The 25,859-nt window shown below is 46.6% G+C and carries 27 protein-coding genes; 21 read left to right on the top strand and 6 right to left on the bottom strand.

The window, feature by feature from the left end; genetic code table 11:
- Nucleotides 1–237 precede the first annotated feature (237 nt).
- Nucleotides 238–411 (top strand): hypothetical protein, encoded by a 174-nt coding sequence (locus PN462_RS10070; protein WP_272128028.1) that lies wholly within the window; start codon nt 238–240, stop codon nt 409–411.
- A 324-nt stretch (nt 412–735) separates the two neighbouring features.
- The gene (locus PN462_RS10065) at nt 736–1,767 is read left to right on the top strand and encodes a peptidoglycan-binding domain-containing protein (RefSeq protein WP_272128027.1); all 1,032 of its coding nucleotides are present in this window, start codon (nt 736–738) and stop codon (nt 1,765–1,767) included.
- A 230-nt stretch (nt 1,768–1,997) separates the two neighbouring features.
- Here the strand turns inward: PN462_RS10065 and sigC are convergent, their stop codons facing one another.
- Nucleotides 1,998–3,293, bottom strand: a complete 1,296-nt coding sequence (gene sigC / locus PN462_RS10060) for an RNA polymerase sigma factor SigC (protein ID WP_272128026.1) — start codon at nt 3,291–3,293, stop codon at nt 1,998–2,000.
- 743 nt (nt 3,294–4,036) lie between these two features.
- On the opposite strand from sigC, the gene carA reads away from it, so the two are divergent.
- From carA to PN462_RS10035, 5 genes are all read left to right on the top strand, one after another.
- On the top strand, nt 4,037–5,179 hold the full coding sequence (carA, locus tag PN462_RS10055; protein WP_272128025.1) for a glutamine-hydrolyzing carbamoyl-phosphate synthase small subunit: 1,143 nt from the start codon (nt 4,037–4,039) through the stop codon (nt 5,177–5,179).
- 99 nt (nt 5,180–5,278) lie between these two features.
- Complete coding sequence (locus PN462_RS10050; protein ID WP_443029135.1) at nt 5,279–5,662, top strand: STAS domain-containing protein; 384 nt, start codon at nt 5,279–5,281, stop codon at nt 5,660–5,662.
- Between the two features lie 415 nt (nt 5,663–6,077).
- Nucleotides 6,078–6,461, top strand: a complete 384-nt coding sequence (locus PN462_RS10045) for a Mini-ribonuclease 3 (RefSeq protein ID WP_443029134.1) — start codon at nt 6,078–6,080, stop codon at nt 6,459–6,461.
- A gap of 14 nt (nt 6,462–6,475) precedes the next feature.
- A complete protein-coding gene (gene rlmB / locus PN462_RS10040) occupies nt 6,476–7,375 on the top strand; it encodes a 23S rRNA (guanosine(2251)-2'-O)-methyltransferase RlmB (protein ID WP_272128021.1) in 900 nt (299 codons plus the stop codon).
- Nucleotides 7,376–7,511: 136 nt separating this feature from the next.
- Nucleotides 7,512–7,787 (top strand): DUF1816 domain-containing protein, encoded by a 276-nt coding sequence (locus tag PN462_RS10035; protein WP_272128020.1) that lies wholly within the window; start codon nt 7,512–7,514, stop codon nt 7,785–7,787.
- Nucleotides 7,788–7,971: 184 nt separating this feature from the next.
- Here the strand turns inward: PN462_RS10035 and PN462_RS10030 are convergent, their stop codons facing one another.
- The 3 genes from PN462_RS10030 to pdxH form a co-directional block, all read right to left on the bottom strand.
- Entirely contained in the window at nt 7,972–8,811 is an 840-nt protein-coding gene (locus PN462_RS10030) for an alpha/beta fold hydrolase (RefSeq protein ID WP_272128018.1), read from the bottom strand.
- Nucleotides 8,812–8,996: 185 nt separating this feature from the next.
- Nucleotides 8,997–9,602, bottom strand: a complete 606-nt coding sequence (locus PN462_RS10025) for a vWA domain-containing protein (RefSeq protein ID WP_443029133.1) — start codon at nt 9,600–9,602, stop codon at nt 8,997–8,999.
- Between the two features lie 171 nt (nt 9,603–9,773).
- Nucleotides 9,774–10,418, bottom strand: a complete 645-nt coding sequence (gene pdxH, locus PN462_RS10020) for a pyridoxamine 5'-phosphate oxidase (RefSeq protein ID WP_272128015.1) — start codon at nt 10,416–10,418, stop codon at nt 9,774–9,776.
- Nucleotides 10,419–10,495: 77 nt separating this feature from the next.
- Between pdxH and PN462_RS10015 the strand changes: the two genes are divergently transcribed.
- The 7 genes from PN462_RS10015 to PN462_RS09985 all read left to right on the top strand — a co-directional run bounded on the left by PN462_RS10015 (nt 10,496) and on the right by PN462_RS09985 (nt 15,850).
- A complete protein-coding gene (locus tag PN462_RS10015) occupies nt 10,496–10,864 on the top strand; it encodes a LapA family protein (RefSeq protein WP_272128013.1) in 369 nt (122 codons plus the stop codon).
- Between the two features lie 71 nt (nt 10,865–10,935).
- Nucleotides 10,936–11,718 (top strand): segregation/condensation protein A, encoded by a 783-nt coding sequence (locus PN462_RS10010; protein WP_272128012.1) that lies wholly within the window; start codon nt 10,936–10,938, stop codon nt 11,716–11,718.
- Between the two features lie 127 nt (nt 11,719–11,845).
- Nucleotides 11,846–13,009: an NDP-sugar synthase gene (locus PN462_RS10005; protein WP_272128011.1), complete on the top strand. Its 1,164-nt coding sequence runs from the start codon at nt 11,846–11,848 to the stop codon at nt 13,007–13,009.
- A 273-nt stretch (nt 13,010–13,282) separates the two neighbouring features.
- Nucleotides 13,283–13,936: a Uma2 family endonuclease gene (locus PN462_RS10000; protein ID WP_272128010.1), complete on the top strand. Its 654-nt coding sequence runs from the start codon at nt 13,283–13,285 to the stop codon at nt 13,934–13,936.
- 71 nt (nt 13,937–14,007) lie between these two features.
- Nucleotides 14,008–14,433, top strand: a complete 426-nt coding sequence (locus PN462_RS09995; RefSeq protein WP_272128009.1) for a DUF1824 family protein — start codon at nt 14,008–14,010, stop codon at nt 14,431–14,433.
- 30 nt (nt 14,434–14,463) lie between these two features.
- A complete protein-coding gene (locus PN462_RS09990; protein WP_272128008.1) occupies nt 14,464–14,880 on the top strand; it encodes a secondary thiamine-phosphate synthase enzyme YjbQ in 417 nt (138 codons plus the stop codon).
- Nucleotides 14,870–15,850, top strand: coding sequence for an aldo/keto reductase (locus PN462_RS09985; protein ID WP_272128007.1), 981 nt, complete (start codon nt 14,870–14,872; stop codon nt 15,848–15,850). The genes PN462_RS09990 and PN462_RS09985 overlap by 11 nt, the downstream gene beginning before the upstream one ends.
- 203 nt (nt 15,851–16,053) lie before the next feature.
- Here PN462_RS09985 and PN462_RS09980 read toward each other — a convergent pair whose 3' ends face one another.
- Both PN462_RS09980 and purE read right to left on the bottom strand, forming a co-directional pair.
- The gene (locus tag PN462_RS09980) at nt 16,054–17,691 is read right to left on the bottom strand and encodes an adenylate/guanylate cyclase domain-containing protein (RefSeq protein WP_272128006.1); all 1,638 of its coding nucleotides are present in this window, start codon (nt 17,689–17,691) and stop codon (nt 16,054–16,056) included.
- Nucleotides 17,692–17,885: 194 nt separating this feature from the next.
- Nucleotides 17,886–18,413: a 5-(carboxyamino)imidazole ribonucleotide mutase gene (gene purE, locus PN462_RS09975; protein WP_272128005.1), complete on the bottom strand. Its 528-nt coding sequence runs from the start codon at nt 18,411–18,413 to the stop codon at nt 17,886–17,888.
- A gap of 15 nt (nt 18,414–18,428) precedes the next feature.
- On the opposite strand from purE, the gene PN462_RS09970 reads away from it, so the two are divergent.
- From PN462_RS09970 to PN462_RS09940, 7 genes are all read left to right on the top strand, one after another.
- The gene (locus PN462_RS09970) at nt 18,429–18,794 is read left to right on the top strand and encodes a hypothetical protein (RefSeq protein ID WP_272128003.1); all 366 of its coding nucleotides are present in this window, start codon (nt 18,429–18,431) and stop codon (nt 18,792–18,794) included.
- Between the two features lie 55 nt (nt 18,795–18,849).
- Nucleotides 18,850–19,980, top strand: coding sequence for an N-acetylglucosamine-6-phosphate deacetylase (gene nagA / locus PN462_RS09965; protein WP_272128002.1), 1,131 nt, complete (start codon nt 18,850–18,852; stop codon nt 19,978–19,980).
- Between the two features lie 246 nt (nt 19,981–20,226).
- On the top strand, nt 20,227–20,667 hold the full coding sequence (locus PN462_RS09960) for a hydrogenase maturation protease (protein WP_272128001.1): 441 nt from the start codon (nt 20,227–20,229) through the stop codon (nt 20,665–20,667).
- A gap of 105 nt (nt 20,668–20,772) precedes the next feature.
- Nucleotides 20,773–21,129: a hydrogenase maturation nickel metallochaperone HypA gene (gene hypA / locus PN462_RS09955; protein WP_272128000.1), complete on the top strand. Its 357-nt coding sequence runs from the start codon at nt 20,773–20,775 to the stop codon at nt 21,127–21,129.
- Nucleotide 21,130: 1 nt separating this feature from the next.
- Nucleotides 21,131–21,934, top strand: a complete 804-nt coding sequence (hypB, locus tag PN462_RS09950; protein ID WP_443029126.1) for a hydrogenase nickel incorporation protein HypB — start codon at nt 21,131–21,133, stop codon at nt 21,932–21,934.
- Between the two features lie 329 nt (nt 21,935–22,263).
- On the top strand, nt 22,264–23,028 hold the full coding sequence (locus tag PN462_RS09945) for a Uma2 family endonuclease (RefSeq protein WP_443029125.1): 765 nt from the start codon (nt 22,264–22,266) through the stop codon (nt 23,026–23,028).
- A 195-nt stretch (nt 23,029–23,223) separates the two neighbouring features.
- Nucleotides 23,224–25,689, top strand: a complete 2,466-nt coding sequence (locus PN462_RS09940) for a dynamin-like GTPase family protein (protein ID WP_272127997.1) — start codon at nt 23,224–23,226, stop codon at nt 25,687–25,689.
- Nucleotides 25,690–25,859: the final 170 nt, after the last annotated feature.

Genomic DNA, 25,859 nt, shown 5'->3' with positions numbered 1-25,859 from the left:
GCCCCCGTAGAGTCCTCTCAAACGAGGGAGATCATATAATTCTCTGGGCAAACTTGGGAAATTTATGCAAATTGGGGGACTGAGTTGACCTGTTTTCAGCGATGGGAGTGTCAGTTTGAGCAACTGTTAAGAAACGTGGACAAATTTAAATCTTGATTGCAGTTTCGGGGGGGTGTGCCGCAATACATTGGCGGGAGGTGCTACTTTGGCGAGCAATACCTGATCAGCAATGGATTGATGAATAACAAAAATCAGCAAAATCAACTGGATGCGGTTTTAATGTCCACGGTTGGGGCTGGGATTGTCACCTCTTTTGCCGTCGGCCAAGGACAGTCTCCCCTCGTTGCTCTCTCCATTACCGGAGTAGCAGTTGGGTTTACCCTCCTCTGCCGGAAATTGGGCGTGATTTAATGCCTAGCGTGGAATCAGGCCCTTTGGCCAAGGGTGAAGGGGGAAATCACCGGAAAAACTCATCCCTAGAGGATTACCACTGATTACGCAGGACTCTCCAGAAACTAAAAATCGCCGAAAGTTGGCTAAAAGCCTTACAGTGATTAGTTTCTGACCTTCTTGTTAGGGTAAAGGTAACATCTCTCTGTTCCCTGTTCCCTGTTCCGGAGTTTCCTTCAAATGCTGATTACTGTAATCAAGGGTCACAATTGGGAAATAAAATGCCAAAATTAAGCCATAACGGTGCAAGATGATCCTAATTCACAAGAAATAAGAGTAAGAACAATGATGGAATCCCTTTCTTATCTTCATCATGCTGTGGCCTACGAAACTGCCTATGAGTCCCCGGAAATCGAAGCAGGGGAGACTAGAGACAGCCTCCCTTGGAAAAAATGGGGGGCTGTGGTTTTAGGGGTGTCTGTGGGACTCCTAGGGCTAAATCAACAGGCGTTGGCGGGGGCGGGTTCGCTGTCACTTCTTCAACCGGGCGATCGCAGCACGGCAGTTAAAGCGGTTCAAGAAAAACTCAATCAACTGGGCTATTTAAACGCCCAACCCACGGGCTATTTCGGGAAACTTACCCAAAAGGCCGTGACGCAATTGCAAAAAGATCGAGGGGTGATGGCCGATGGCATTGTTGGCCCAACAACGCACTCTCTTTTACAACCCCAAGCCGTTGAACCCACGCTACAAGCCGCCTCAACGGTTCTTAAAACCGGCGATCGCGGCGAAGCCATTCGCACCCTCCAACACCAATTAACCCGTCTTGGTGCGTATTCTGGCCCCATTTCCGGTTACTTTGGCCCGCAAACCCAAGCCGCCGTGCGTCACTTCCAACAGGCCCAAGGATTGATAGTAGATGGCATGGTAGGGGAACACACCCAAACCGCCCTCAACCAAGCCCAACCCCCTCGCTCTGACTCCGCTACCGCGCCCCCCCCTCGCCCATTACCTCCCCTCACCCAAGGTTCACAAGGGGAACGAGTCAGTCGTTTAGAACAACGTCTCCGGGTTCTGGGCTACCTGCAAACCTCCCCTGATAGCAATTTTGACCAACAAACGAAACAAGCAGTGATGGCGTTTCAACAAGCCCAAGGGTTAACCTCTGATGGAGTTGTGGGGAAAAAGACACAAGGGGCTTTGGATGCTACCTTTAGTCCGCAACAGGTGAAAGCCGTCCAAAAGCGTCTGCAAACCGCAGGTTTTTACACTGGCCCCATTGATGGAATTTGGGGGAAACAAACCCAAGCTGCCGTGGAAACCGCGAAGGAGGTGTATGGGGTGACAGCGCGGGATGTTTTCCGAGGGAGTTATTAGGTTGTTTTAATGAGCCTTGGGTTTAAACCCAAGGGAGTAGGGTGCGAAGCGCGACAGGGTAACGCACCCAAAAGAAACCATTTTAGCTGTGTCACGCTACTCCTGTGTAGGGTGGGCAATGCCAGCCCTACAGCTAGAAGCTCTAAGCGAGCTTACTACGAACCTCAAAAAAAAGGTGAGTGCATAACTCACCTTTGTTCCAGAGCAAAACTAGAGAATATATAGGGAATTTAACGGAGCGCTTCTAAATAATCCCGAATGCGATTCCGTCGTTTGGGTTGACGTAATTTCTGTAACGCTTTGGCCTCAATTTGACGGACTCGTTCGCGGGATAATTCTAAGGCTCGACCAATTTCAGCGAGAGAATAAGCCTGGCCAGAATTTAACCCATAACGCATTTGAATGACATCTCGTTCTCGACTGGTGAGATCAGCTAACAAATGCTGTAACTCTCGTCCTAACGCTTCACGCATTAAGGCATCTTCTGGAGAGGCTTCTTCGGTTTCGAGTAGATCACCTAATTCCGTATCTTTTTCTTTTCCAACTTTGATTTCAAGGGACACGGAACGGGGAACACGGAACAGCACTTCCCGAACTTGATCCGGAGTCATCTCTAACTCCTTGGCAATTTCATCGGTTTTTGGGGCCCGACCTTGATCTTGAGCAATTTTTCGCTGCGCTTTTTTAATTTTGTTCAGTTTTTCAGTAATGTGGACTGGGAGGCGAATGGTCCGGCTTTGGGTTGCGATCGCACGAGTAATCCCCTGACGAATCCACCAATAAGCATAGGTACTGAAACGGTAGCCTTTGGTCGGATCAAATTTCTCCACAGCCCGTTCTAACCCAAGAGTCCCCTCTTGAATTAAATCCAGTAACTCTAAACCTCGATTTTGATATTTTTTGGCAACAGACACCACAAGACGTAAATTGGCCTTGATCATGTGTTCTTTCGCCCGCACTCCCGTTTTTTGGATGAGTTCTAACTCGTCGAGACTCACCTCGGCCAGCATCGCCCAATGGTATTTACCTTGAGCGAGAATGGCTTTTAATTCTTCAACACTCATCCCTACTGTTTTAGCCCATCGTTCTAAAGAGGGACGATGACTGAGTTGAGATGCTAAGCGATCATGGGTATTAATCAGCGTAACAAAACGCTGCATCGTTTCCACCTGATGGCGATACAGCACATAAAGTAACCAGAGTTCGATCGCATCTTCCTGATGATTCAGCGACACGAGTAAGAGCTTGAGGGTGATGTAACTGGCCTGACGAGTGGCACAAAAGGCCATCTCGCTCCGCAATTCCAGCAGATTCACATACCGTTGAATAATCTGCGCTTCAGAAACCTCCTCATCCCGACTTAAAAGAGGGACACGACCAATTTCTGTTAAATAGAGTCGAACTAAATCCGTTGTTGTTCGACTCGACCGTTTCGGGGATTCAGGTGCATCCGCATTCTCTAAATCCTCTCCCACAGCATCCTCCTCAAGTTGTCGAGCCGAGTCGCTGTTGGTTTGTAACCTCATCTGTTCAGATGGGGCAACTATTACCTTTGAAGACTCAATAGGAAACGTTTTGCTTGACATGGTATTTCCTCTCTGACGACCGGTGACAACAGGTAACAGGATAGAAACTGCTTACTCTTAAATTAGAGGGTTGTTTCCCCTGGCAACCCCAAAAAATTCGGTTATGCTGGAAAAAAGCAGTGACTGATCCGTCAACTTTAGTATAGAAATTTGGCTACGCCACGGACGTGACGTTTATCAAAACGTAATTTAATCTACATCACCCAGTAGTGTGATTCCTGAAAGATTCCTGAAAAACTGAAAACACTAGGGACTTGTGATCTCGATCTATTCATCAACACCGTGAAATCACAGAGTTAAAACACTTATTATAATCTTAGCTGTTCCTTATGATTGAGCATCAGATCAGGGATTTCTCGGAGATCAGGAGTTGAGAGTTGAGAGTTGGGAGTCGGGGGAATTGATAGTTGATAGTTGATAGTTGATGGTTGAACCACAAAGACACAAAGGACACAAAGGAGAGATGAGGAAGTTGGAAAGCAGAAGTGAGTAGTCTGTACACAGGGAGAGAAAACGAGTTTATTTCTTTAACCCGCCTGAATTAGCCCTCAAACCAAGAGCCAAGGGAGGCTTAGGTATTCTTTTTTTTGGCTTGTAAAAGGAATCTGTAGTTGACGATACTGAGACGAACCGGGCTGGTAGAGTAAGTCATGGATATAATTCAGTCTCATTTGTAAAGACCTATGCCCATTTCTAGTCTCTCTCCTGCGCTTCTTGTCCTCGCTGATGGGACAACCTTTCGCGGTTTTTCCTTTGGTGCATCCGGAACCGCTATTGGTGAAGTGGTGTTTAATACCGGAATGACAGGCTATCAGGAAGTTTTAACCGACCCCAGTTATTGTGGTCAGATTATCACCTTTACCTATCCCGAATTGGGGAATACGGGGGTAAATCCCGATGATGAAGAATCAAGTCGTCCCCAAGTGCGGGCTGTGGTTGCTCGGAATATTTGTAAGCGGCCCAGTAACTGGCGATCGCACCAATCCCTTCCCGACTACCTCAAAGAACACAACATCCCCGGTATCTACGGCATTGATACCCGGGCCCTCACCCGCCAACTCCGCATCACTGGGGCAATGAATGGGGCCATTTCTAACGAAATCTTAGACCCCCAAGAACTTCTGTACAAAATCCAACAAGCCCCCTCCATGGCCGGCTTAAACCTCGTCAAAGAAGTCACCACCCCCAAAGCCTACGAATGGTCACAAGTCACCGACACCGACTGGGAATTTAAAGCCACCGACACCCCGGCAGATCAGGCCAATTTAACAGTAGTAGCCATTGATTTTGGCATTAAACGCAACATCCTCCGCCGACTGGCCAGTTATGGCTGTCGCGTCATTGTCGTTCCTGCCAATACCCCCCCTGAAGACATTTTGGCCTACAATCCTGACGGGATTTTCCTCTCCAATGGCCCCGGTGATCCCGCCGCCGTTCAGGAAGGCATTGAAACCGCCAAAGTCCTCCTAGACAGCAAAAAACCCACCTTTGGCATCTGCATGGGACACCAAATCTTAGGCTTATCCCTCGGTGCGGAAACCTTTAAACTCAAATTTGGCCATCGGGGACTCAACCAACCTTGTGGTGTAACCCAACAAGTGGAAATTACTAGCCAAAATCACGGATTTGCGGTGACAGGAGAATCCCTCGGAGACGATATTGAGGTGACTCATTTTAATCTCAATGACAAAACCATTGCAGGACTCCGCCATAAAACTTTGCCTTTCTTCTCCGTCCAGTATCACCCAGAAGCCAGTCCTGGCCCCCATGATGCCGATTATCTCTTTGAGCGATTTGTGGATATGATGCGTCAACACAAGAGTTGAGAATGAGTCCTCAAGGGATTACCCAAAAGACCCCAAGAATGGCTATACTTATAATCTAGTTTAGATTAGGTATCGCTGCACTTGAGGAGGGAAAAGGTCATTCCGGAACAACTCACGCTAACCGTAAGTTTACGAGGGACTCGTGAAGTCCGAGAAAATTGTCAGATTTTCCGGTTAACGGGTTTGCTCGATGCGTTTTCAGAGCCGACCTTTCGACGGGTCCTAAGTAACTGTATTGATAAGGGACCAACGCATATTATTCTCGTTTTGTCCCAGATCGATTTTGTCGATAGTTCGGGACTCGGTGCGCTCGTACAAATCGTCAAAAAAGCCCAAACTGCCGGAGGTAGTGTTCAAATTGTCACCAACCCGAGGGTGACGCAAACTGTAAAATTAGTGCGCCTCGAAAAGTTTTTATCGTTACAACCTTCTGTCGAGGAGGCTTTAGAAAATATCAACAAGCAAACTTCAGGGGAAGGTTGACGCTAAAACACGGTGGTATTTTACGACAAATACACCATAGCTTTTCATCCTTAGCTTTTCATCCTTGGGCTAAAGCCACAGGGACGAAGGGCAACGGCGAATTGAGTCGCCATTACTCTGTTCGGGATAAAAGCCAAATGAGATGCAGAGACAAATTCTATCTAGTTCCCGGAACTGGATAGAATTTGTTTGAGGGTTAGAAGGTGGATGGCAGAGGGCAGGAGGCAGAGGGCAGATGGCAAATAAACCATTAATTACTAATTATTAATTATTAATTATTAATTACTAATTATTAATTGCGAATTGCAAATTGTTAATTGTTAATTGTTAATTGCTAACGGTGAATGAACAACCTGAGCGCGAGGAGCAATCCCGATCCTCCCAACCTTCGTTAGACTGGCCAAAAAAGGCCAGTTTGAATCTTCCTGATGCGAAACAGGTAGATCAGCTTTCTCCGGCGGCATTAGCCTATGTAGGAGATGCAGTGTATGAATTGTATATCCGCCTCCATTATCTCTGTCCACCGCGACGAATTTCTGACTATCATCATGCCGTGGTGCGGCAGGTGCGAGCCGAACAACAGGCGGAATATTTACGCGCATTGCGGCCTGTGTTGACTGAACAGGAAAACGCGATCGCGCGGCGAGGCCGCAATGCTGTAAACCGTAAACCTCAACGTCTGAACGCCCAAGTGTATCAAGACGCAACCAGTCTTGAAACCCTGATTGGCTATTTATATTTAAAAGATTTTGCCCGTTTACAAGAATTGTTGACGGTGCTGCAATTTGATGAACGTTAACAATTGATGACATTATGTCTAAACCTCATCCCGCTTCTAAATCCTCCACCCCCCAACGGAGAAACAAGCCTAACCGCCCGAACCGAGGGAAATCTACCCCTCGGCCTCGGAAAAAAGATAAAGAAAATGTATCAGAAGAAAACCAAGAGCAAGATTTAATTTATGGTCGGCATCCCGTCTTGTCGGCCTTAGAAAGCGATCGCCAGTTAAATCGCCTCTGGATCACCTCCAAACTCCGCTATGATCCCCGCTTTTATTCCCTCATCGAACAAGCCAAAGCCAAAGGCACAGTAGTCGATGAAGTCGCTCCCCGTCGTCTCGGCCAAATGACCCAAGGGGGCAACCATCAAGGGGTAGCGGCCCAAGTTGCTCCCTATGAATACGCTGATCTCGGTGAGATCATTGAGCAGGCCAAAGCCAAAACCGAGCAACCCGTCCTCGTTGTCGCGGATGGGATCGTTGATCCCCATAACTTAGGTGCAATCATCCGCACCACCGAAGCCATCGGAGCGCAAGGATTGGTGATCCCCCAACGCCGGGCAACGGGGATCACCTCCACCGTCATGAAAGTCGCCGCCGGAGCTTTAGAAAATCTTTCAGTGGCTCGGGTTGTCAATTTGAGCCGGGCTTTGGAAGAATTAAAACAAGCAGGATTCTGGATTTATGGCGCGACCGCGAACGCTGAAACCGCCTTACCTGCGGTGGATTTTAGCGGGCCCATTGCCCTAGTGGTTGGCTCAGAGGGACAAGGGTTAAGTGTCCTCACCCAGCGTAACTGTGACGTGCTGGTGTCTATCCCACTGCGGGGCAAAATTCCCAGCCTCAATGCCTCTGTGGCCACCGCTATGGTACTGTATGAAGTCTATCGGCAACGGTGGTCAAAACAGGTTTATTGGGAAACTGTGTCCCAATAGACTTTTAAAAATGGAGCAGAAGGAGTATAAAAAAAAGGTGGAGAGTGAGATAAAAGTTAAGTATTGTTAAGAGAAGGCGTTATAATGCCACATTGAGTAGAGTCCTGCGACATCTGGGGGGATTATTAAGGAAATGATGTTACAACTGCTCGAGTTTCTCGGCTTAGCGTATTGGGTTGAGATCAAAACCGATAGCCCGGCCTGTACCTATTACTTTGGCCCATTTAGCAACCAACAGGAAGCTCAGGAAGCCAGTTATGGCTATGTTGAAGACCTGAAAGAAGAAGAAGCAACGGGGATTACTGTCACCATTGCTCGGATGAAACCCAAAGACTTGACCATTTTTGAGGATGAGTTGGGGGAGATGAATGGCCATAAGAGATTCCCCGCTCTTAGTGGTCAATTGTCATGAAGGGGAAGAATCATTAAGAACCGTGGAGAATTGTCAACAGAGAAGTGTCAACTCGGCTCTGAGTTCTTGTTTGGTCTTCTTCACTCTATCTATAACAATTGATAAAATGCGGGCTGATTGCTGAGTAGTAGGGCATTCTGTGCATTTCGCTCTGGGTTCATCTCAGGGATGTAAGCCACCCCATTCAACTCTCAGCCCTTAGATTGCTTGTCACTCCCAAAGCGGAATGATCAATTAACCAATGATCAATGGTGGTTTGTACTTGAGTGGGGATTTCCCAAGGGAATAAATGAGCCACCTTTGGATAACAGTGCCATTGGCTGTATGGGATGGTTTGAGCCGTTTCTCGGCTGGATTGGGCGGTAATGTGACGGTCGTTTTCTCCAGCCAAGAGAAGGCAGGGGAGATGGAGGTGAGCCAAATCTGGGGTACGGTCATAGCCCTGTTTTAACGCCTCTGTGAGAGCTTTTTGAGCCCCTTGAGAGGTATTGAGGTAGGCCGGGACTCCGTGGGCGGCTAAGTAGCGATATGCCTCACGAGAGTGCGTGCCAAAGAGATAGCGAAAGAGCGATCGCTGGCCAAAAGTTTTAATATTCCACTCCCATCCGGGGTATAACCCATTGAGACTCCCTGCAATCCCGGTATAGAGTAAATCTTGCCACGTAGCGCGAGGATGACTACTGCGAGGCCGGGCCGCCGACGCGACGAGAATTAAGCCAGAAAATCGCTCCTGGAAGCGTAAGGCCAACTCTAAGGCCAGAATACCGCCCAAAGACCAACCCAATAATAAACAGCGTTGAATTTGTAATTCCTCCAAAAGGTCTTGTAAATCTTGGAGATGGTCAGCCATGGTAAACTTGCCCTTAGCCTGGCTTTTGCCGTAGCCTCTTAAATCCGGCGCGATCGTCCAAAACCGTTGCGAGAGATGATCCGTAAAAACAGACATAGCCCGTCCTGACCCCGGATGGCCATGTAAACAGAGAATCGGAAACCCCGTCCCTTGCATCTCAATATGCAGTTGCATGAGCGTTCAGTGAATAATCCATCACAGAATATTGTGCAGTTGCATGAGCGTTCAGTGAATAATCCATCACAGAATATTGTGCAGTTGCATGAGCGTTCAGTGAATAATCCATCACAGAATATTCAATGACATTAGGGGCAATTCCGGAATTGCCCCTACTCAGAATTTGAGGTGGTTTCGGTGGGCTATTTGGTCACAGCATTCAACAACACCTCAGCCAAGGTCATTCCTCGCATATCCTCAATCGTCACCGTATTGACAATATCGAACTTTGCGCCAATACTTTCGAGTTGAGTATCCAACGCTTTGAGAAACTTGGTGGCCAACTTATCTCGGCCTACCTGAATGAGAGAAATGCCCAACTCCTCATCCCGGTCAATTTTTCGGGAGGCTTCGATGATCAGGCGAATCACCGATTTACGGTCTTCCGGTTCACCATCAGTGATCACTACAATGGTCTCACCATTGGGTTTCGCTTCCCCGTCCTCCTTACGCTCAAAATAATTATTCAGCGCGTCATATAAAACCCCGGCCAGATCGGTTTTCCCCATGGGTTGGTGTTCCTCAAACACTTGAGACACCTTATCCGAGGTGACATTATCGTAACGCTTATACTTACTCGAAAAGAGATATAGCGTGATCCCATCTGGATCAAGTTCTTCACATTTTTTCGCTAACGCCAGCGTAGATTCTTGTACCGCGACCCAACGGCTTTTCCCCCCTAATTGGTCTTGAGTGGACATACTGCCGCTTTTATCAATAATGAGCGTATAATCTCGTTGCTCAACCAGTGAATTATTCTCCAGTGAATTATTCGTCACGCGCTAATGAACCTCCTCGCTGCTTGAGAATTCTTTTTTCTAGATTACCGCACAAAACCTAGGTCATTTTCTGGATAAAACATCAATCAAGCCGAAAATGGCCAGAAATCGCCCATCACTCCAGAAATTTTCCGGCTTGAGTTAAGGGGATAATCGTTCTCGTTGCCACATCCCTTGTTGATCTAAACGGTAGCAGAGGCGATCATGCAAGCGATTGGGGCGACCTTGCCAAAATTCCATCATCACGGGAATGACCCGAAAGCCGCCCCAGTGGGGGGGACGGGGGATGGTTTGATTGGCGTATTTTTGTTGATACTGGGCGAGTTGTTTTTCGAGGAAGTCCTGGGAGGGAATGGCGCGACTTTGTTCGGAAGCCCAAGCCCCCAGTTGTGAACCAAGGGGCCGGCTGTGGAAATAAGTATCCGATTCTTGGGGGGAGAGTTTTTCCACGCGGCCTTCGATGCGGACTTGTCGTTCTAACTCAACCCACCAGAAGACGAGGGAGGCCCAAGGGTTGGCGATGAGTTGTTGGCCTTTGACGCTGTTGTAGTTGGTGTAGAAGGTGAAGCCTTGTTCATCGAAGTCTTTGAGGAGTACCATGCGGGCTGAGGGTTTCCCGTCGGGGGTTGCTGTGGCCAGGGTCATGGCGTTGGGTTCAGGGAGTTGGGCTTTTAGGGCTTGGTCGAACCAAGTTTTAAACTGATGAAAGGGGTTACTTTGGGCTTGTTGTTCATGGAGTCCCGCTTTGGTGTAATTTTGACGAAGATCGGCGACCGAGATATTCATAATGTCCAGTAATCAGGCTACGCTTAGAGTAGGGGGAGTTGTAGAGTTAATCTTTTAATGACACTGTGTTTTATTTTATGATGCGGCAATTAAATTTTTTACTGATTTTTCTGTTTTGTCTGGCGATCGCGCTTTTCTGTTTAGAGAATACGGCTTCGGTGACAGTGCGTGTCATTCCGGGGTTGGAGGTAGAGGCCCCGTTGGCTATTGAATTATTGTTAACCCTCGGACTGGGGGCGATTTTAGCTTGGTTGTTCAGTCTCTGGGTCAAGTTACAAAAACAACTCTCGACCTTGGGAGATTTACGGGATATGCGCTCTGAAGTCAAGGCCAAAGAGAAGCGGATTGAGGAATTACAACAAGATTTAGAACAATATCGCAGTGAGATGGAACAACAACGCCAACAAGCCCTCCCTGCCTCGGAGCAACCAGCAGATAGCACATAATTTAATTTTTGTCAATCTTTTTTTCTTGGTGGTTTGTTCTTGGTTCTTTCTCTGTCTGCTATTTTTGCTATATGCCGCAAAATTTTGCCCAAGAAGCGATCGCAGTTCTCCTCGACTTGGCCCAACGGGGAGAAATTGACCCGTGGGACGTACAAGTGATCGATGTGATCGACCGCTATTTAAGCAAACTCACCCTCACCGACACTCCCCAACCGGGGACCGAAACCGCCGACTTATCCCAGTCTGGCCAAGCCTTTCTTTGGGCCTCTATGTTAGTGCTTCTCAAGGCCAACACCTTGGAACAATTGGAGGAGGAAGAAGAAGAAGAAGAAGGGTTTGAGGAGGACTTAGACCCCCTGAACCCCCAAGACGACCAACCCCTCCCCCCTCGCTTAGAAAAACATATCCGTCGTCGTCCCACGGCCCCTCCCCTGCGTCGTCGTCGGGTGACATTACAAGAATTAATCCAACAAATTCAACAGATGGCGACGGTATTGGAAACCAAACCCCCCGCCAAACCCCGACAAAGAACCCAGACTCGTAAAGCCACCGTCCGCCAAATTAGCGAACTAGCCCATAATGAGAATTTAACGGAAATGGCTGGTCAGTTAGAAGCCTTTTTCCTCGAACATCTGGGGGAATTAAACGAACCAGAAAACGCGATCGCTCTTGAACCGCTAATTCAATGGTGGGCGACCTACAACCCCCAACCCGACCACGCATCCCCTAACCATCACCGGGTTGGGGTCTTTTGGGCTTTACTTCTGTTGTCGGCTCAGTCTAAAGTTGAATTATCCCAAGAGGAGTTTTACCAAGATTTAGCCATAACTCCCTTGCTCCAAAGTCTCGAATAATGATTAAACTGACAAGATAAACCTTAAATGGCATCAGGGGGAACAAGAACACGGGACTTTACAGAAGTTAAGTTAAAATCATATCGAATTAGGACAATATCGAGAGTTTATATCGAGGAAGAGTAGCATGAAAGCCATGATTCTGGCGGCGGGTACGGGAACTCGTGTACGCCCCATTACTTACACCACCCCAAAACCGCTTATTCCTATTTTGCATAAACCCGTGATGGAGTTTTTGCTGGAACTACTGCGGAAACATGGCTTCGATCAGGTTATGGTCAATGTCAGTCACCTAGCCAGCGAAATCGAGAACTATTTTCAAGATGGTCAACGGTTTGGCGTAGAGATTGCCTATTCTTTTGAAGGGCGCATCGTTAATGGTCAGTTAGTCGGGGAAGCCTTGGGGTCTGCGGGGGGACTACGACGCATTCAAGATTTTAATCCTTTTTTCGATGATACGTTTGTTGTCTTATGCGGGGACGCGCTCATTGACCTAGACTTGACTGAAGCGGTTCGCTGGCATAAAGAAAAAGGTGCGATCGCTACCTTAGTCACTAAAACCGTTCCCAAAGAACAAGTCCCCAGTTACGGGGTAGTCGTCACCGATGAGGATGACCGGGTTAAAGCCTTCCAAGAAAAACCCCCAGTAGAAGAAGCCCTCAGCACCATGATCAACACCGGGATTTATATTTTTGAACCGGAAGTGATCGATTATGTCCCCCCCGGTGAAAAATATGACATTGGCAGCGACTTATTCCCCAAATTAGTAGAAATGAACGCCCCCTTCTACTCCGTGGCCATGGATTTCCAATGGGTGGACATCGGCAAAGTCCCCGACTATTGGCACGCAGTCAGAGGAGTATTACAGGGAGACATTAAAAACGTCCCCATCCCCGGCAAAGAAATCTTTCCGGGGGTTTATGCGGGCTTAAATGTCACGGCCAATTGGGATCAAGTCGATATTACCGGGCCGGTCTATATCGGGGGAATGACCCGCATTGAAGACGGAGCAAAAATTATTGGCCCCTCGATGATTGGCCGGAGTTGTTATATCTGTAGTGGGGCAACGGTCGATAATAGTGTGATTTTTGAATATTCTCGCTTAGGTCCAGGGATTCGTCTCATTGATAAATTAGTCTTCGGTCGGTACTGTGTGGATAAAAACGGGGCCACCATCGACGTACAGGCCGCAGCCTTAGATTGGTTAATTACCGACGCAAGACAAACCCCACCCCACAAACAACCCGTAGAACGCCAGGCCATTGAGGAATTGTTGGGAGATGATGAATAGTTCCCGTTCACCGAGCATTTTTAGTTCATTGGTAATCGGTAATGGGGAATTGGTAATTGGTCACTGAACTTAACTAGAAGGTAATTTAGAGCGTAGGTTGGATGTAACAAGGGTGAAACCCAACATGGACAGGGCTTTCGTTGAGTTTCGCTATCGCTTCACCCAACCTACCGTTTTAGGTCATTGGTAATCGGTAATGGGGAATCGGTAATTGGTCACTGAACTTAGGTGCGTCGCCGAATATAATAAAACTGTCCCCACAGTCTCCGAACTATGCAGATTCAGCCTCAAAGTTGTCCACCATTAGAAAATGGCGATCGCCTCAGTTACCGAGAATTTGAGCGACGTTACGCGGCGATGCCTGATGATCAGAAAGCCGAATTGGTTGAAGGAGTCGTATATATGGCATCTCCGCTAAAGTTTACCACTCATGCCAAACCTCACGCTGATTTGATAGGATTGCTATGGACGTATAAGATGGCAACTCCGCCGACAGAAATAGGCATTGAACCCACCGTTCGCCTCGACTCCGACAACGAAGTGCAACCGGATGGCGTGTTGCTCATTCCAGGGCGACAGACTGAACTTAGTCCAGAGGGGTACATTCAAGGCCCACCGGAACTGGTGATGGAAATTGCCGCCAGTAGTGCAGCCATTGATTTAGGTGATAAAAAACGGGTGTATCGACGGAATGGGGTTGAAGAATATCTGGTTTGGCAACTCTTTGAACAGAGACTGGATTGGTTCTATTTAGAAGAAGGTGTGTATCAGTCCCTTTCCCCCGATGAGGAGGGCATTCTCCGCAGTCGTATCTTTCCAGGGTTATGGCTCAATCAACCGCAACTGTTACAAAATAATCTCGCCGCCGTTCTGGAAACCCTACAAGCGGGACTGCGAGCCGCAGAACATCAAGCCTTTATCAGTTGATTTCCCTCAACAGGCGGATTTATACTACAGTGGGACTGATAGCTTCGTAAACTGCCCAACAGATTGCTCTTATGTCCGATTTTACCACTGATACGCCGACCCTCACCCAAGCTCGGCAACTCCTAGACACCTTTAGCTGTGCAGAAGTTAAAACCGTTCAATCCTCCCAAGAAAAAGAACAACTCCAAAACGCCCTCTTATTAATGGTGAAAGAGTCCGAAGCGGAGAACTTAGGGATTTGTGCCGATAACGCCTATCAAGGTTATACCGCACTTAGTCATTACTTAACCGCCTTCGGCTATACCATCCCCTTCAAGCTCGAAGAAATCTCCCCCGTGGAGACTCCCGTTTATATTAAATTCAATACCGCCACCCTCTCCCATTACTTAACCGACTATGAGGAGGGAAACTATCGTGGGGTTTTAGTCGCTTGTCAAGCCGAAGATGATTTAGTCAATGGGGTTTATGGCCATCTTCCCCTGGATTTATTTGATTAAAGACTAAAAAACGTACACCAGAGCAGACTTATGGTTCATCAAGAACAACTGGACCTTTCGACTCGTGCCGATGGAGATCTGCACGATTTAACCCAAGATATCCAGTCTATTGTCCAAAAAAGCAACATTCAAACCGGAATTGCCCATATTTTTAATATAGGCAGTACGGGGGCCATTGGCGCGATCGAATTTGAACCCGGATTGCGGCAAGATTTACCGGAAACGCTCCGGAAATTAATCCCCCCTAGTTTAGAATATAAACATGAGCAAACGTGGCACGATGGCAATGGCCATTCCCATTTACACGCCACGTTACTGGGGCCATCTTTAACCGTGCCTGTGACTCAGGGAAAACTTGAACTGGGGACTTGGCAACAAATTTTTCATCTCGAATGTGATGTCCGGCCTCGTCAACGTCGCATTCTCGTGACTATTTATGGGGAATAATCCGCAAACCGCCGCAATGAATACTCAAGCCAAAACCATCGCCGATTCTATTATTCTCGGTTGTTGGCAACTCGATGATCGGAGTTGGAAATCTCTCACGGAAGAAGACATTGAACGCACCATTGGCACTTATCAAGCCTGGGGAGTTAGAATTTTTGATACGGCTGATATTTATGGACGCAGTGAGCGTCTTTTAGGGAAATGTTTAAAAGGGAGAACCGACTGTAAAATTTATACGAAAGCGGTGTTTTTTAATGGCCTTCCTACGCCTAAACAAATTCAGTCTAAAGTTGAGAATTCGTTACGAAATTTACAGCGAGATTATCTAGATTGTTTACAAGTCCATTGGCACAATCCTCAGTTAGATTTTGCGGAGACGTTTAAGGTATTGAATCGGTATTTAGAACAGGGTAAAATTCATCAATTAGGGGTGACGAATTTTGACACGCTGATGTTAAAAAAAGCTCTCGAATACGCGCCGATTCAAACCCATCAAGTGCAATATAGTTTAATTGATCGACGGGTGGAGAAGTCGATGCAGGAACTCTGCGTCGAGAATAACATTCAATTGTTGTGTTATGGTCCGTTGGCTGGGGGTTTTTTGTCGGATAAATTTTTAGGGGTTAAAAGTCCTCCTGCTGAAGGGGAACACGCTCGCGGGTTTTATTATAGTAATATGATTGCGAAACATGGTGATTGGCAAGGGGTTCAGACGTTGCTGAGTAAAATGGCAGAAATTGGCAAAAAGTATCAGTTTTCTGTGTCTCAAGTGGCTCTCAATTGGTTAATTCAGCAACCGGGGGTTGGTGCGATGATTTCTGGACTCACGGAAAATCGCCAACAGATTCAAAAAAATATGGAATCGTTACAACCTTTGATTCGGTCGGAGGATATTCAGGAATTATCCCGTTGTTCTGATGAGTTATTTGAGCAAGTTGGGGATATTTATTCCTATGAAAGAGGGGTTTGATAGTTGATGAGTTAACCACAAAGACACAAAGGACACAAAGGGAAGATGGAGGAGATGGGAGATGGGGGAGATGGAGGAGATGGAGGAGATGGAGGAGATGGGGAAGATGGGGGGGATGGGGGAGATAAAGATTGATTAATTATTTATTACCAATTACCAATTACCAAACCAATTACCCATTACCCATTACCCATTACCCAAACCTACAACTCCTCTGGGGTGGGAATTGTCGTGTGGGTGTTAATTTTTTTCCAGTGGAGGCGATAGAGTTGTAAGGGGTGTTTTTTGCCTTTGACTCGAATTAAGGGGAGTTTTTCGAGGGGGAGATCATGGGTTAATTTATCGACGGTGTTTTGGGAGAGGAGAATTTGGTTGGCTTTGGCGACGTTACAGATACGACTGGTGACGTTGGTGGTGTCGCCAATGGCGGCGTATTGTAAGAGGCGTTTAGAGCCGATATTTCCCGCAGCGACTGGGCCGGTGTTTAAACCGATATGAATGGCGATGGGTTGGCGGTTTTTTTCTTGCCATTCCCGGTTGAGACGACGGACGGCGTATTGCATTTCGATGGCTGCTTGTACGGCGCGATCGGCATCGTTTTCTTGGGGATAGGGGGCCCCCCAAATGGCGAGGAGTGCATCGCCGATATATTTTTCTAATGTGCCTTCTTTGGCAAAGACGATTTCTTCAACCATGACGTTAAAGTAATCGTTGAGCATTTCGATGACTTCCCGGGGCTGCATGGTGGAGGACATTTGCGTGAAGTTGCTGATATCGGCGAATAAGGCGGTGATTTCGGTTTCGATAATGTCGAGGTTGCCTGCTTCTCGTAGTTTACGACTGACGGTTGCGGGGAAGAAGCGTTCGAGTTTATCTCGCCATACGGCTTCTTCGCGCATTTGGTTGGTGAGACGGGTGTTTTCGATGGCAATGGCTGCTTGGTTGGCTAAGGCGATGAGAAATTCTAGGTCTTCTTGGGTATAGGCTTTGGATTGGGATAAATTATCGACGTATAGTACGCCAATTACGTTGTCTTTGGGTTGGAGGGGGACACACATGGAAGCGCGAATGGCTTGGCTGAGGATGGACTGTGAGCCTTCAAAGCGTTGGTCAATTTTGGCATCATCGGTGAGGACGGCGGTTTGTTTGCGGTAAACGTAATTGATGATTTTGGTGCTATAAAATTGATAATTCACGGACAGGTTATTGCGCGATCGCGCGGCTTTTTGTTGCAATTTGCCCGTGTTTTCGTGAACCAATAAAATGGCGGCTCGATCCACGCTAATAATTTCTAATAATAAATCTAAAACCTTTTCTAATAATTGATTCGAGTCTTCAGGACTCGATAATTCTTTACTAATTTCTAATAAAATTTTTAATTTATCAACTGAGCGTTGAGTATCATCACTCTCTCTCAGTTTTAACGCGGTATCTTGTTTCGCTTTAGGTGCGAGAAAATCTCGGTAACTAACCTGTTTTTGTTGGGGAGATACTTGTTGAACAATTTTAATGCCTTCTGTATCTAATTGGTCTGTTGTTTCCGACTCATTCAGAGAATCAATTAAGAGAAAATCGACTAAACCACAAGTAATGCGATCGCCATCTTTAATAATTTTTTCAGTAATGCGAGTTTGATTGACAAAAGTGCCATTGAGACTTTTTAAATCTTTGAGAATCAAGCGATCGCGTTCCACTACAATTGTCGCATGACGACGAGATAAACTATTATGGGGGATAGAAATGAGATTGTGGGGAGAACGTCCTAAGGTATTAATTCCCCATTGCAACTTATACACCCGTTCCGTTGCAGTCTTGGGATGAAAAACAAGAAAATAAGACATAGGCCACCAGAAACTGAGGCTAAAAGAGCGATATAACAAAGGAACACTAGCCCAAAACGGTCTAGCTTTTCTGACTCGAAAACCGTGAAAATTTGAGTAAAACGTCTCAATTCATCAAGACCTAGCATTAATCTCTACGTTAATCTCTACATTGATCTCTATCGCAGAGATCAACCCGATAACCCCTACGGCCCTTATCCCATCGTGGCCAAATAGTCTTGATATCCCAATTGCTCTAACTTATCTTGCTTCTCTAAAACCGATTGTTGTAACATCTCACGGTATTGTAAAACCTGGTCTAACAATTCAGGTTGTTGAGACGCTAAAATTTGTACCGCCAAAAGACCCGCATTTTGGGCATTATTAATCGCCACCGTCGCCACCGGAATCCCACGGGGCATCTGTACAATAGAATAGAGAGAATCCACCCCCTGTAGCGATCGCGTTTTCACCGGAACTCCCACCACCGGGAGAGGAGTCAGAGAAGCCACCATACCCGGCAAATGGGCCGCCCCTCCGGCCCCGGCGATAATCACCTTAATTCCGCGAGTATGGGCGGTTTTAGCGTACTCTACCATCCGCTCTGGCGTTCGGTGAGCCGAAACAATCGCCACTTCACAGGGAATGTTAAAATCTTCACAGACCCGAATCGCAGCCTGCATGGTCGGTAAATCGGAATCGCTACCCATAATGATGCCGATGACTGAGGGAGTATCACTCATAATCTAAAATAGTTTATGTATATTGCGATCGAACATCTCAGCGAAGCTCACCTAGAAGACTTATACCAACTATACCAAAAGCCATGGTGGACGCAATTGCTTTTAATTCTTCCGAGACAACGACGAGATATTCCCAAAATGCTACAACATTCTAAAGAAATTGTCGCATTTTGTGAGCCGCACAACAACCATCTCGTCGCCTTTTCTCGCCTCCTCACCAACTATATTGATCACACTTATATTTTTGATCTTATCCTCCCTGCAACCCACCCAAAGCAAGGACGAGGGCGAAAATTAACAACACCCCTTCTCCAGCATCCCCATTTACTGGCCATCGAAGTCTTCTCCCTCACCTATAGGTCAGAAATGGTCAAATTCTAGAAAAAATGAGGCTTCACAGACCAAAATGGCCAACTTTGTTTAATTCAGTATAAAAATGCTCAATAATTGCACCATCATTAACGCCAGATTAGTCGGCCTTTCCGAACTACAACAAATTACCATCCGCCAAGGCCACATCCAAGCCATTCGCCCCCAAACCGAAACAGCAACCGGGGATATCCTAGACCTAGCCGGAGACTGGCTTTCCCTAGGGGGCATTGATCTACAAATTAACGGCGGTTTAGGGTTAGCCTTCCCCGACCTCACCCCCCAAGATATACCGATTTTACCTAAAATTAGCCATTATCTCTGGACCCAAGGCATTGATAGCTATTGTCCCACCCTAGTCACCACAGCCATTGATAAAATTCAACAATCCCTCGCCGTTTTCGCCGACTTTCTCCACCAACAACCCCCCCAAAACGCGAAAATTTTAGGCATTCATTTAGAGGGGCCCTTTCTCAACCCCAAAAAACGAGGGGCCCATCCCGAAAAGCATCTCTTACCCTTAACCCTCGAACAAGTGAAACGAGTTATCGGAGAGTATGGGGACATTATCAAAATTATCACCCTTGCCCCCGAACTAGACCCCACAGGAGACACCATTCCCTACTTACGCAACCAAGGCATTACCGTCAGTTTAGGGCATTCCCTCGCCACCGCAGAACAAGCCAAAACCGCCTTTCAACAAGGGGCCAGCATGGTGACACACGCCTTTAACGCCATGCCAGGGTTACATCATCGAAACCCCGGTTTGCTAGGAGAAGCCATGACCCATGAAAAAGTCTTCTGTGGCTTTATTGCCGATGGCCAACACATTTGTCCCACCATGCTGCAAATTCTACTCCGGGCGGCGCAGGGAAAGCAAGGACTATTTTTAGTGAGTGATGCGTTAGCCCCCATAGGTTTACCCGATGGAATGTATCCTTGGGATAGTCGAAAAATTACCGTAAAAGCGGGAACAGCAAGACTCCCAGAAGGAACATTAGCAGGGACAACCTTACCCTTGTTAGTCGGAGTCGAAAACTTAGTCCGTTGGGGAGTAACTTCCATAGAAACCGCCATTGCCTTAGCCACCGAAAGTCCCCGTCAGGCCATCGGGTTAAAAGGGTTATCTGTCGGACAACCCGCCTCCTTTTTACGCTGGAGTCAGCAAGACAGACTCACCTGGCAACGACTGGGTTAATGAATGGATAATGAGTTTTTCTTGTTTAGTTATTGGTGAAAAAGGGAACAGGGGATAGGGAACAGTAAACAGTAAACAGTAAACAGTAATGTTGTTTGTTCTTGGTTCTTTGTTCTCCCCCATCTTCCCCATCTCCCCTATCTCCCCCCTTTCTGGTTGAACTCCAAGTTTCGGAAGATTTGGTTAAATTTGCCTAGGTTTATCGCAAGAGCCGACATAGTGAAACTGTAGGCGTTTTGTGGCAGTATGCGTAATTATCTAGTCATTGGTTATGGGAATACATTGCGGAGTGATGACGGGGCCGGCCAAGCGGTTGCAGAGAGAGTAGACCGTTGGCAAACCCCAGAAGTGGATAGCTTGTCCGTTCACCAGTTAACCCCAGAGTTAGCCGATACCATTGCCCAAAGTCAGACCGTCATTTTTGTGGATGTCCAACGGAGTGAGGAGAACACCAGTTTACAGTGTTACGCCATTGAACCCAACCCCAGCAAAACCTCCCTCGCCCATAGTACCAGTCCCCAAGCCCTCCTCTCCCTCACCCAACACCTCTACAACGCCACCCCCAACGCTTACTGGTTACTCATCCCTGCGGTAAACTTCGACTTCGGCGAAACCTTCTCCCCCACCACCCAACAAGGCATTCAAGAGGCAGTGGAAACCATTAAACAATTAACAATTAACAATTAACAATTAAACAATTAACAATTGTTCTTGGTTCTCCCCCATCTCCCCCATCTCCCCCATCTCCGTGTCCGGAGTAGTTCAACTATCAACTATCAACTATCAACTACTATGCACGAAGTGAGTATTATGGAACAAACGCTAGACATTGCCCTGGCGAAAGCACAAGAGCAAAATGCCAGTCAAATTAAGCGGTTAAAAATGAGTATCGGGGCAATGTCCGGGGTTGTGCCAGAAGCGTTAGAGTTTGCCTTTGATGTGGTCACACAAGATACAATGGCAGAAGGGGCAACTCTAGAAATAGAGATGATTCCCGTTAAGTGTTATTGTCCTTCTTGTCAAGAGGAATTTAACCCCTCTGACTTCTTTTATGAATGTCCCCAATGTAAACAAATTGTTTATCAAACTCTTGCGGGTCGAGAAATTGAATTAACTGAATTAGAATTAACAACTCTGGAGGTTGCTTAAAATGTGTGGAACTTGTGGCTGTAGTGACAAAAATTTGGTTCATATTCACCATAACCATCAACATGATCATGAACATTCCCATGAACATTCCCATGAACATCACCATGAACATTCCCATCATCATGGGAATGGACATCATCACCCTAAAAAGCAGGAAAAAACTGTAAAGTTACAAGAATCAGTTTTACAGAAAAATGAAGTTTTTGCTCAACAGAATAGAGCGTTTTTTAGAGACAAAGGTTTATTAGTTTTAAACTTAGTTTCTTCTCCAGGTTCGGGTAAAACTTCGCTGTTAGAAAGAACGGCTTTTGAGGTACAAGAAAAGTTGTCGTGTGGAGTTGTTGTAGGGGACTTAGAGACTGATAATGATGCTCAACGATTACAACAAAAAGGTATCCCTACTATTCAAATTACGACGGGAACGTTATGTCATTTAGAGGCGGATATTGTTTTACAAGCGGCACAACAGTTAGATTTAGATTCTCTTGATGTTTTGATTGTTGAAAATGTCGGGAATTTAGTTTGTCCTGCGTCTTATGATTTAGGGGAAAATTTGCGGGTGGTGATGCTATCTACGACGGAGGGAGAGGATAAACCTTTGAAATATCCGACTATGTTTAAATCGGCGGATGTGGTGTTATTGAATAAGGTTGATATTGCGGAAGTGGTGGGGTTTGACCGGGATAAGGCTTTGATGAATATTCAAAAAATGAATCCCCAAGCGACAATTTTTGAGGTTTCGGCGAAGACGGGGGAAGGGATGCAGGGTTGGTATGATTATTTAGTGAAATACGGGGTTTCGTGAGTCACCTTACTTAATGCGCCTTGGGTTCAAACCCAAGGCTAAGAGCTTAAACCCGTTAAAACGGGTTGGGTGAAGTAGGTTCGCTGAGAGTTTACTAGGAACGGTTAGAATATGCTCTAAAGAGCTTACTACGAATGGATGAATAATAAGCTGTTCATCATCTAAACCCAAACATCAAGAATTCCAGAAATCCTGTAGTGCGACCATCCTTCAACTCCCTGAAAACTGAACTTCGACAAGCTCAGTTTCCGCCTGTCGAAGTTCAGGACAAGTCTTGGTCGCTACGGTATCCCAATTTAAATGCGTAACAGCTTACCTGATTTTGTACTATGACTTTTACTGAAGACCCTACTTTTACTCACTTACCGGACCATAAGGAGCTTCCCTGTGAGGATGGAACGTTTGTGAAAAACTTTCAAGAACACCCGCAAAGTCTTCTCTTAACGGATTCTATCACGGCGATTTTAGAGCGGGTGCATCCTGATGGACAATATGCCATTGGACAGGATAGCGGGATTTATTGGCGCATCACAGACCCCCCACAAAACGGTGCAGAAGCACCGGACTGGTTTTATGTGCCGAATGTCCCCCCGATGCTGGAGGGAGAGATGCGACGGTCTTATGTGATGTGGCAAGAGTTAATCCCTCCGCAAATTGTGATTGAGTTTGTGTCGGGGAATGGTGAGGAGGAACGAGATACAACGCCTTGGACGGGGAAGTTTTGGGTATATGAAACGGTGATTCGACCTGCCTATTATGCGATTTATGAGGTGAGACGGGAGCAGGTGGAGGTGTATCAGTTGGTGAGGAGTCATTATGAACGGGTGAGTCCTAATGAGAGGGGACATTTTCCCCTTGAGGAGTTGGGGGTGGAGTTGGGTTTGTGGCAAGGTCGTTATCAGAATGTGGAGTTGCCTTGGTTGCGTTGGTGGGATAGGGAGGGGAATTTGTTGTTAACGGGGGAGGAAAGAGCAGGGCAGGAACGCGCTAGAGCAGAGCAGGAACGCGCTAGAGCAGAGGAAGCGGAGGCGAATGTGCAACGTTTGCGGGAGCGTCTTTTAGCGTTGGGGGTTGATCCGGATCAGGAATCTTAATACACTTTTGGTTTATATCTAGGGGGAGGACGCTCTCAAGAGCTTACTACCAACTTTCTCTACTTGGGGTTCAACTTACGGGTAAGAGGGGGTCAGAAATTTCACAATCGAAATATTTGTTTGCGGGTGCGAAATAAGATTAGTTGTTTGTGTATCCTCTAATTGTTCGTGTTTTGAACAGTTATAGAGGTAAGTATGAGTCAAGTACACCCCCAGTGTGTCCGTCTCCAAGAACAAGTCAACCGTTTATTACAGCTATTTCACCAAGAGGAGGAGTTACGCACCCTTCAGGATACTAGCGCGATTGAGGCTTCTTTGAAAAAAGCAATTTCTCCGAATTTTGAGATTGTCTTTGCGGGTGCGTTTAGTGCGGGGAAGTCGATGTTGATTAATGCGCTGTTGGAACGGGAGTTGCTCTACAGTGCGGAGGGACACGCGACGGGGACGGAATGCACCATTGAATATGCGGACTCTGGACAGGAACGGGTGGTGTTGACGTTTCTCAGTGAGGCGGAAATTCGAGAACAGGTGAAGATTTTGTGCGATCGCTTGTTACTCAATTCTACGGTCAATATTAATCAACCAGAGAGTATTGATCAACTCACCCAAGATTGTCGCACCATTATACAACAAGAGGGGGGTGCAAGTAAGTCGGAACGGGCCAAACAAGCGAATGCTCTCATTTTACTGTTGGATGGGTATTTGGAGAACCGCGATCGCATCCAAACGGTACAAAATGCAACTTATTCGATGGATCAGTTGGGGTTTGATAATCTCACCAAGGCCGCAGATTATGCCCGTCGGGGGAGTAATAGTTCGGTGTTGAAGAAGTTGCAATATTATTGCGCTCATCCTCTGCTTGAAGATGGGAATGTTTTGGTGGATGTGCCGGGGATTGATGCACCTGTGAAGAAGGATGCGGCGTTGACGTATAGTAAGATTGAGCATCCGGATACGTCGGCGGTGGTAACGGTGTTAAAACCGGCTGCTGCGGGGGATATGACGAGCGAGGAGACTTCGTTATTGGAGAAAATGAAAAATAACCCCGGAATCCGCGATCGCGTCTTCTATGTCTTTAATCGCATTGATGAGACTTGGTATAATGCACAATTGCGACAACGGTTAGAGCGTCTCATTCAGAGTGAATTTCGGGACACGAAACGCATTTATAAGACCAGTGGCCTGTTAGGATTTTATGGTAGTCAGGTGAAGCATACTCAAAGCAGCGATCGCTATGGGTTAGAGAGTCTTTTTGCCGAGAGTGTGAAGGGGTTGGGAGGGGAGGAAGAAACCCCCCAATTTGTTAGTGCGTTTAATAATTATTGTGCCAATTCCGGGAAATTAATTGGCACGACGTTTGGGGTGTCGGTGTATGGCTATGAAACCCCCAATGAGAATTATGTACGCATTTTGAGCGAGTGGGGAACACCGTTGATTGAGCAGTTAATTCAAGATAGTGGGGTTGAGGAGTTTCGTAATGCGATTACTCGTTATCTCACGGAGGAGAAACGACCGCAACTCTATGCCAATTTAGCGGATGATTTACAACCGCTATGTATTGCTTTACGGAAATATTATTTAGCCCATCGTCAAGTGTTGGCCAGTGAACCCTATGAACTGGACGCGATGAAAGCACGGGAGTTGGAACGACTCAACCAGCAGTTACAGGAGATTGGCCAAGACTTTCAGGAGTATATGGAGGCTGAAATTAATCGGGTGATTAATAATAAGGATGAGCAGTTTGAGGCTGATTTTAACCAGTTGAAGTTAAAGATGGTGAATCGGTTGGATGAACTGTTAAAAGCGTTTTCGGTGGCGGATACTTATGAACGCGCAACTATGAGTCATCCTCGGAATGCGACTGCTCCCTTTTTGGCGATTTTAGTGGAGGCCATTTATTATATTGCCAATCAATTAGAGGATGTTTTGGTGGACTATTCTCGCACTATTGCTCAGGCATTTTCGCAACGGTTGGCGGAGCGTTTACAACAGACGGATCACTATAAACGATTGTACCGTTTATTGCGGGGTGATGGGGGGATTGAAGAGAAGATTCAAGGGTTAGAGAATCGCTTAACTATTGCGTTGGTGAGTGCTGCTCGGAAGGAGTGCGATCGCTATGTGCGAGAAAGTCCCCGCTTCTATGACGAAGGGACATTTTCAGTTTATCAGTTTCGCCAAACGTTACAGCAAACCTCTCAAAGTTATGGTGCAGAAAGCATTATCGAGGCAGAACCCGCAATTCGGCAATTGTTAAAGCTAGATTTTGAACCCAAAGTCTCTGCTACCATTCGCCGAAACTTCCGTCAAGAGGTCAACCAAGCGATTAAAACAGAAAGCCTTCCGATGGCAGAAAAGCACGCTGATGATATTTTACAACAGTATGACCGAGCAAGGGCTAATTTAGAGCAGTCCTTACAACGAGAAGCGGAGGAAAAAATTGCTAAGAATCGTCAGTTACAGGATGACATTGAAGGGAGTATTGAGCAGTACAATGAGTCAATTCAGGGGATTAATTCTTGTTTGGAAGCGATGATGTTGTATGAGAAGCAACTGCCGATTATTGGAGAGAATGATTTTGCTCCTGTTGGGGTGGTTGATGCGGAGGTTGAGGAGTTAGATGTTGAGGAGGAGGGAGACACAGAAGACGAGATGGAATAGGTTAGGTTTATCTTGGTTTTGGGCGCAAGCATTGCGCCCCTACCGAGAATTGGTTTAAGATTGAGTAATGTAGGGGTGTATTGCATACGCCCCAAAGAATTATTGATAATAAAAAAAGAGAAAGTATGGCGTTAAAATATTTTTTGAACCCTATTGCATAACAAAACAAT

This window comes from Spirulina sp. CS-785/01 (assembly GCF_028330525.1).
Classification (GTDB): Bacteria; Cyanobacteriota; Cyanobacteriia; order Cyanobacteriales; family Spirulinaceae; genus JAQMSD01.
The sequence above is the reverse complement of the archived record's forward strand: the minus strand, read 5'-3'. Positions and strand labels throughout refer to the sequence as shown.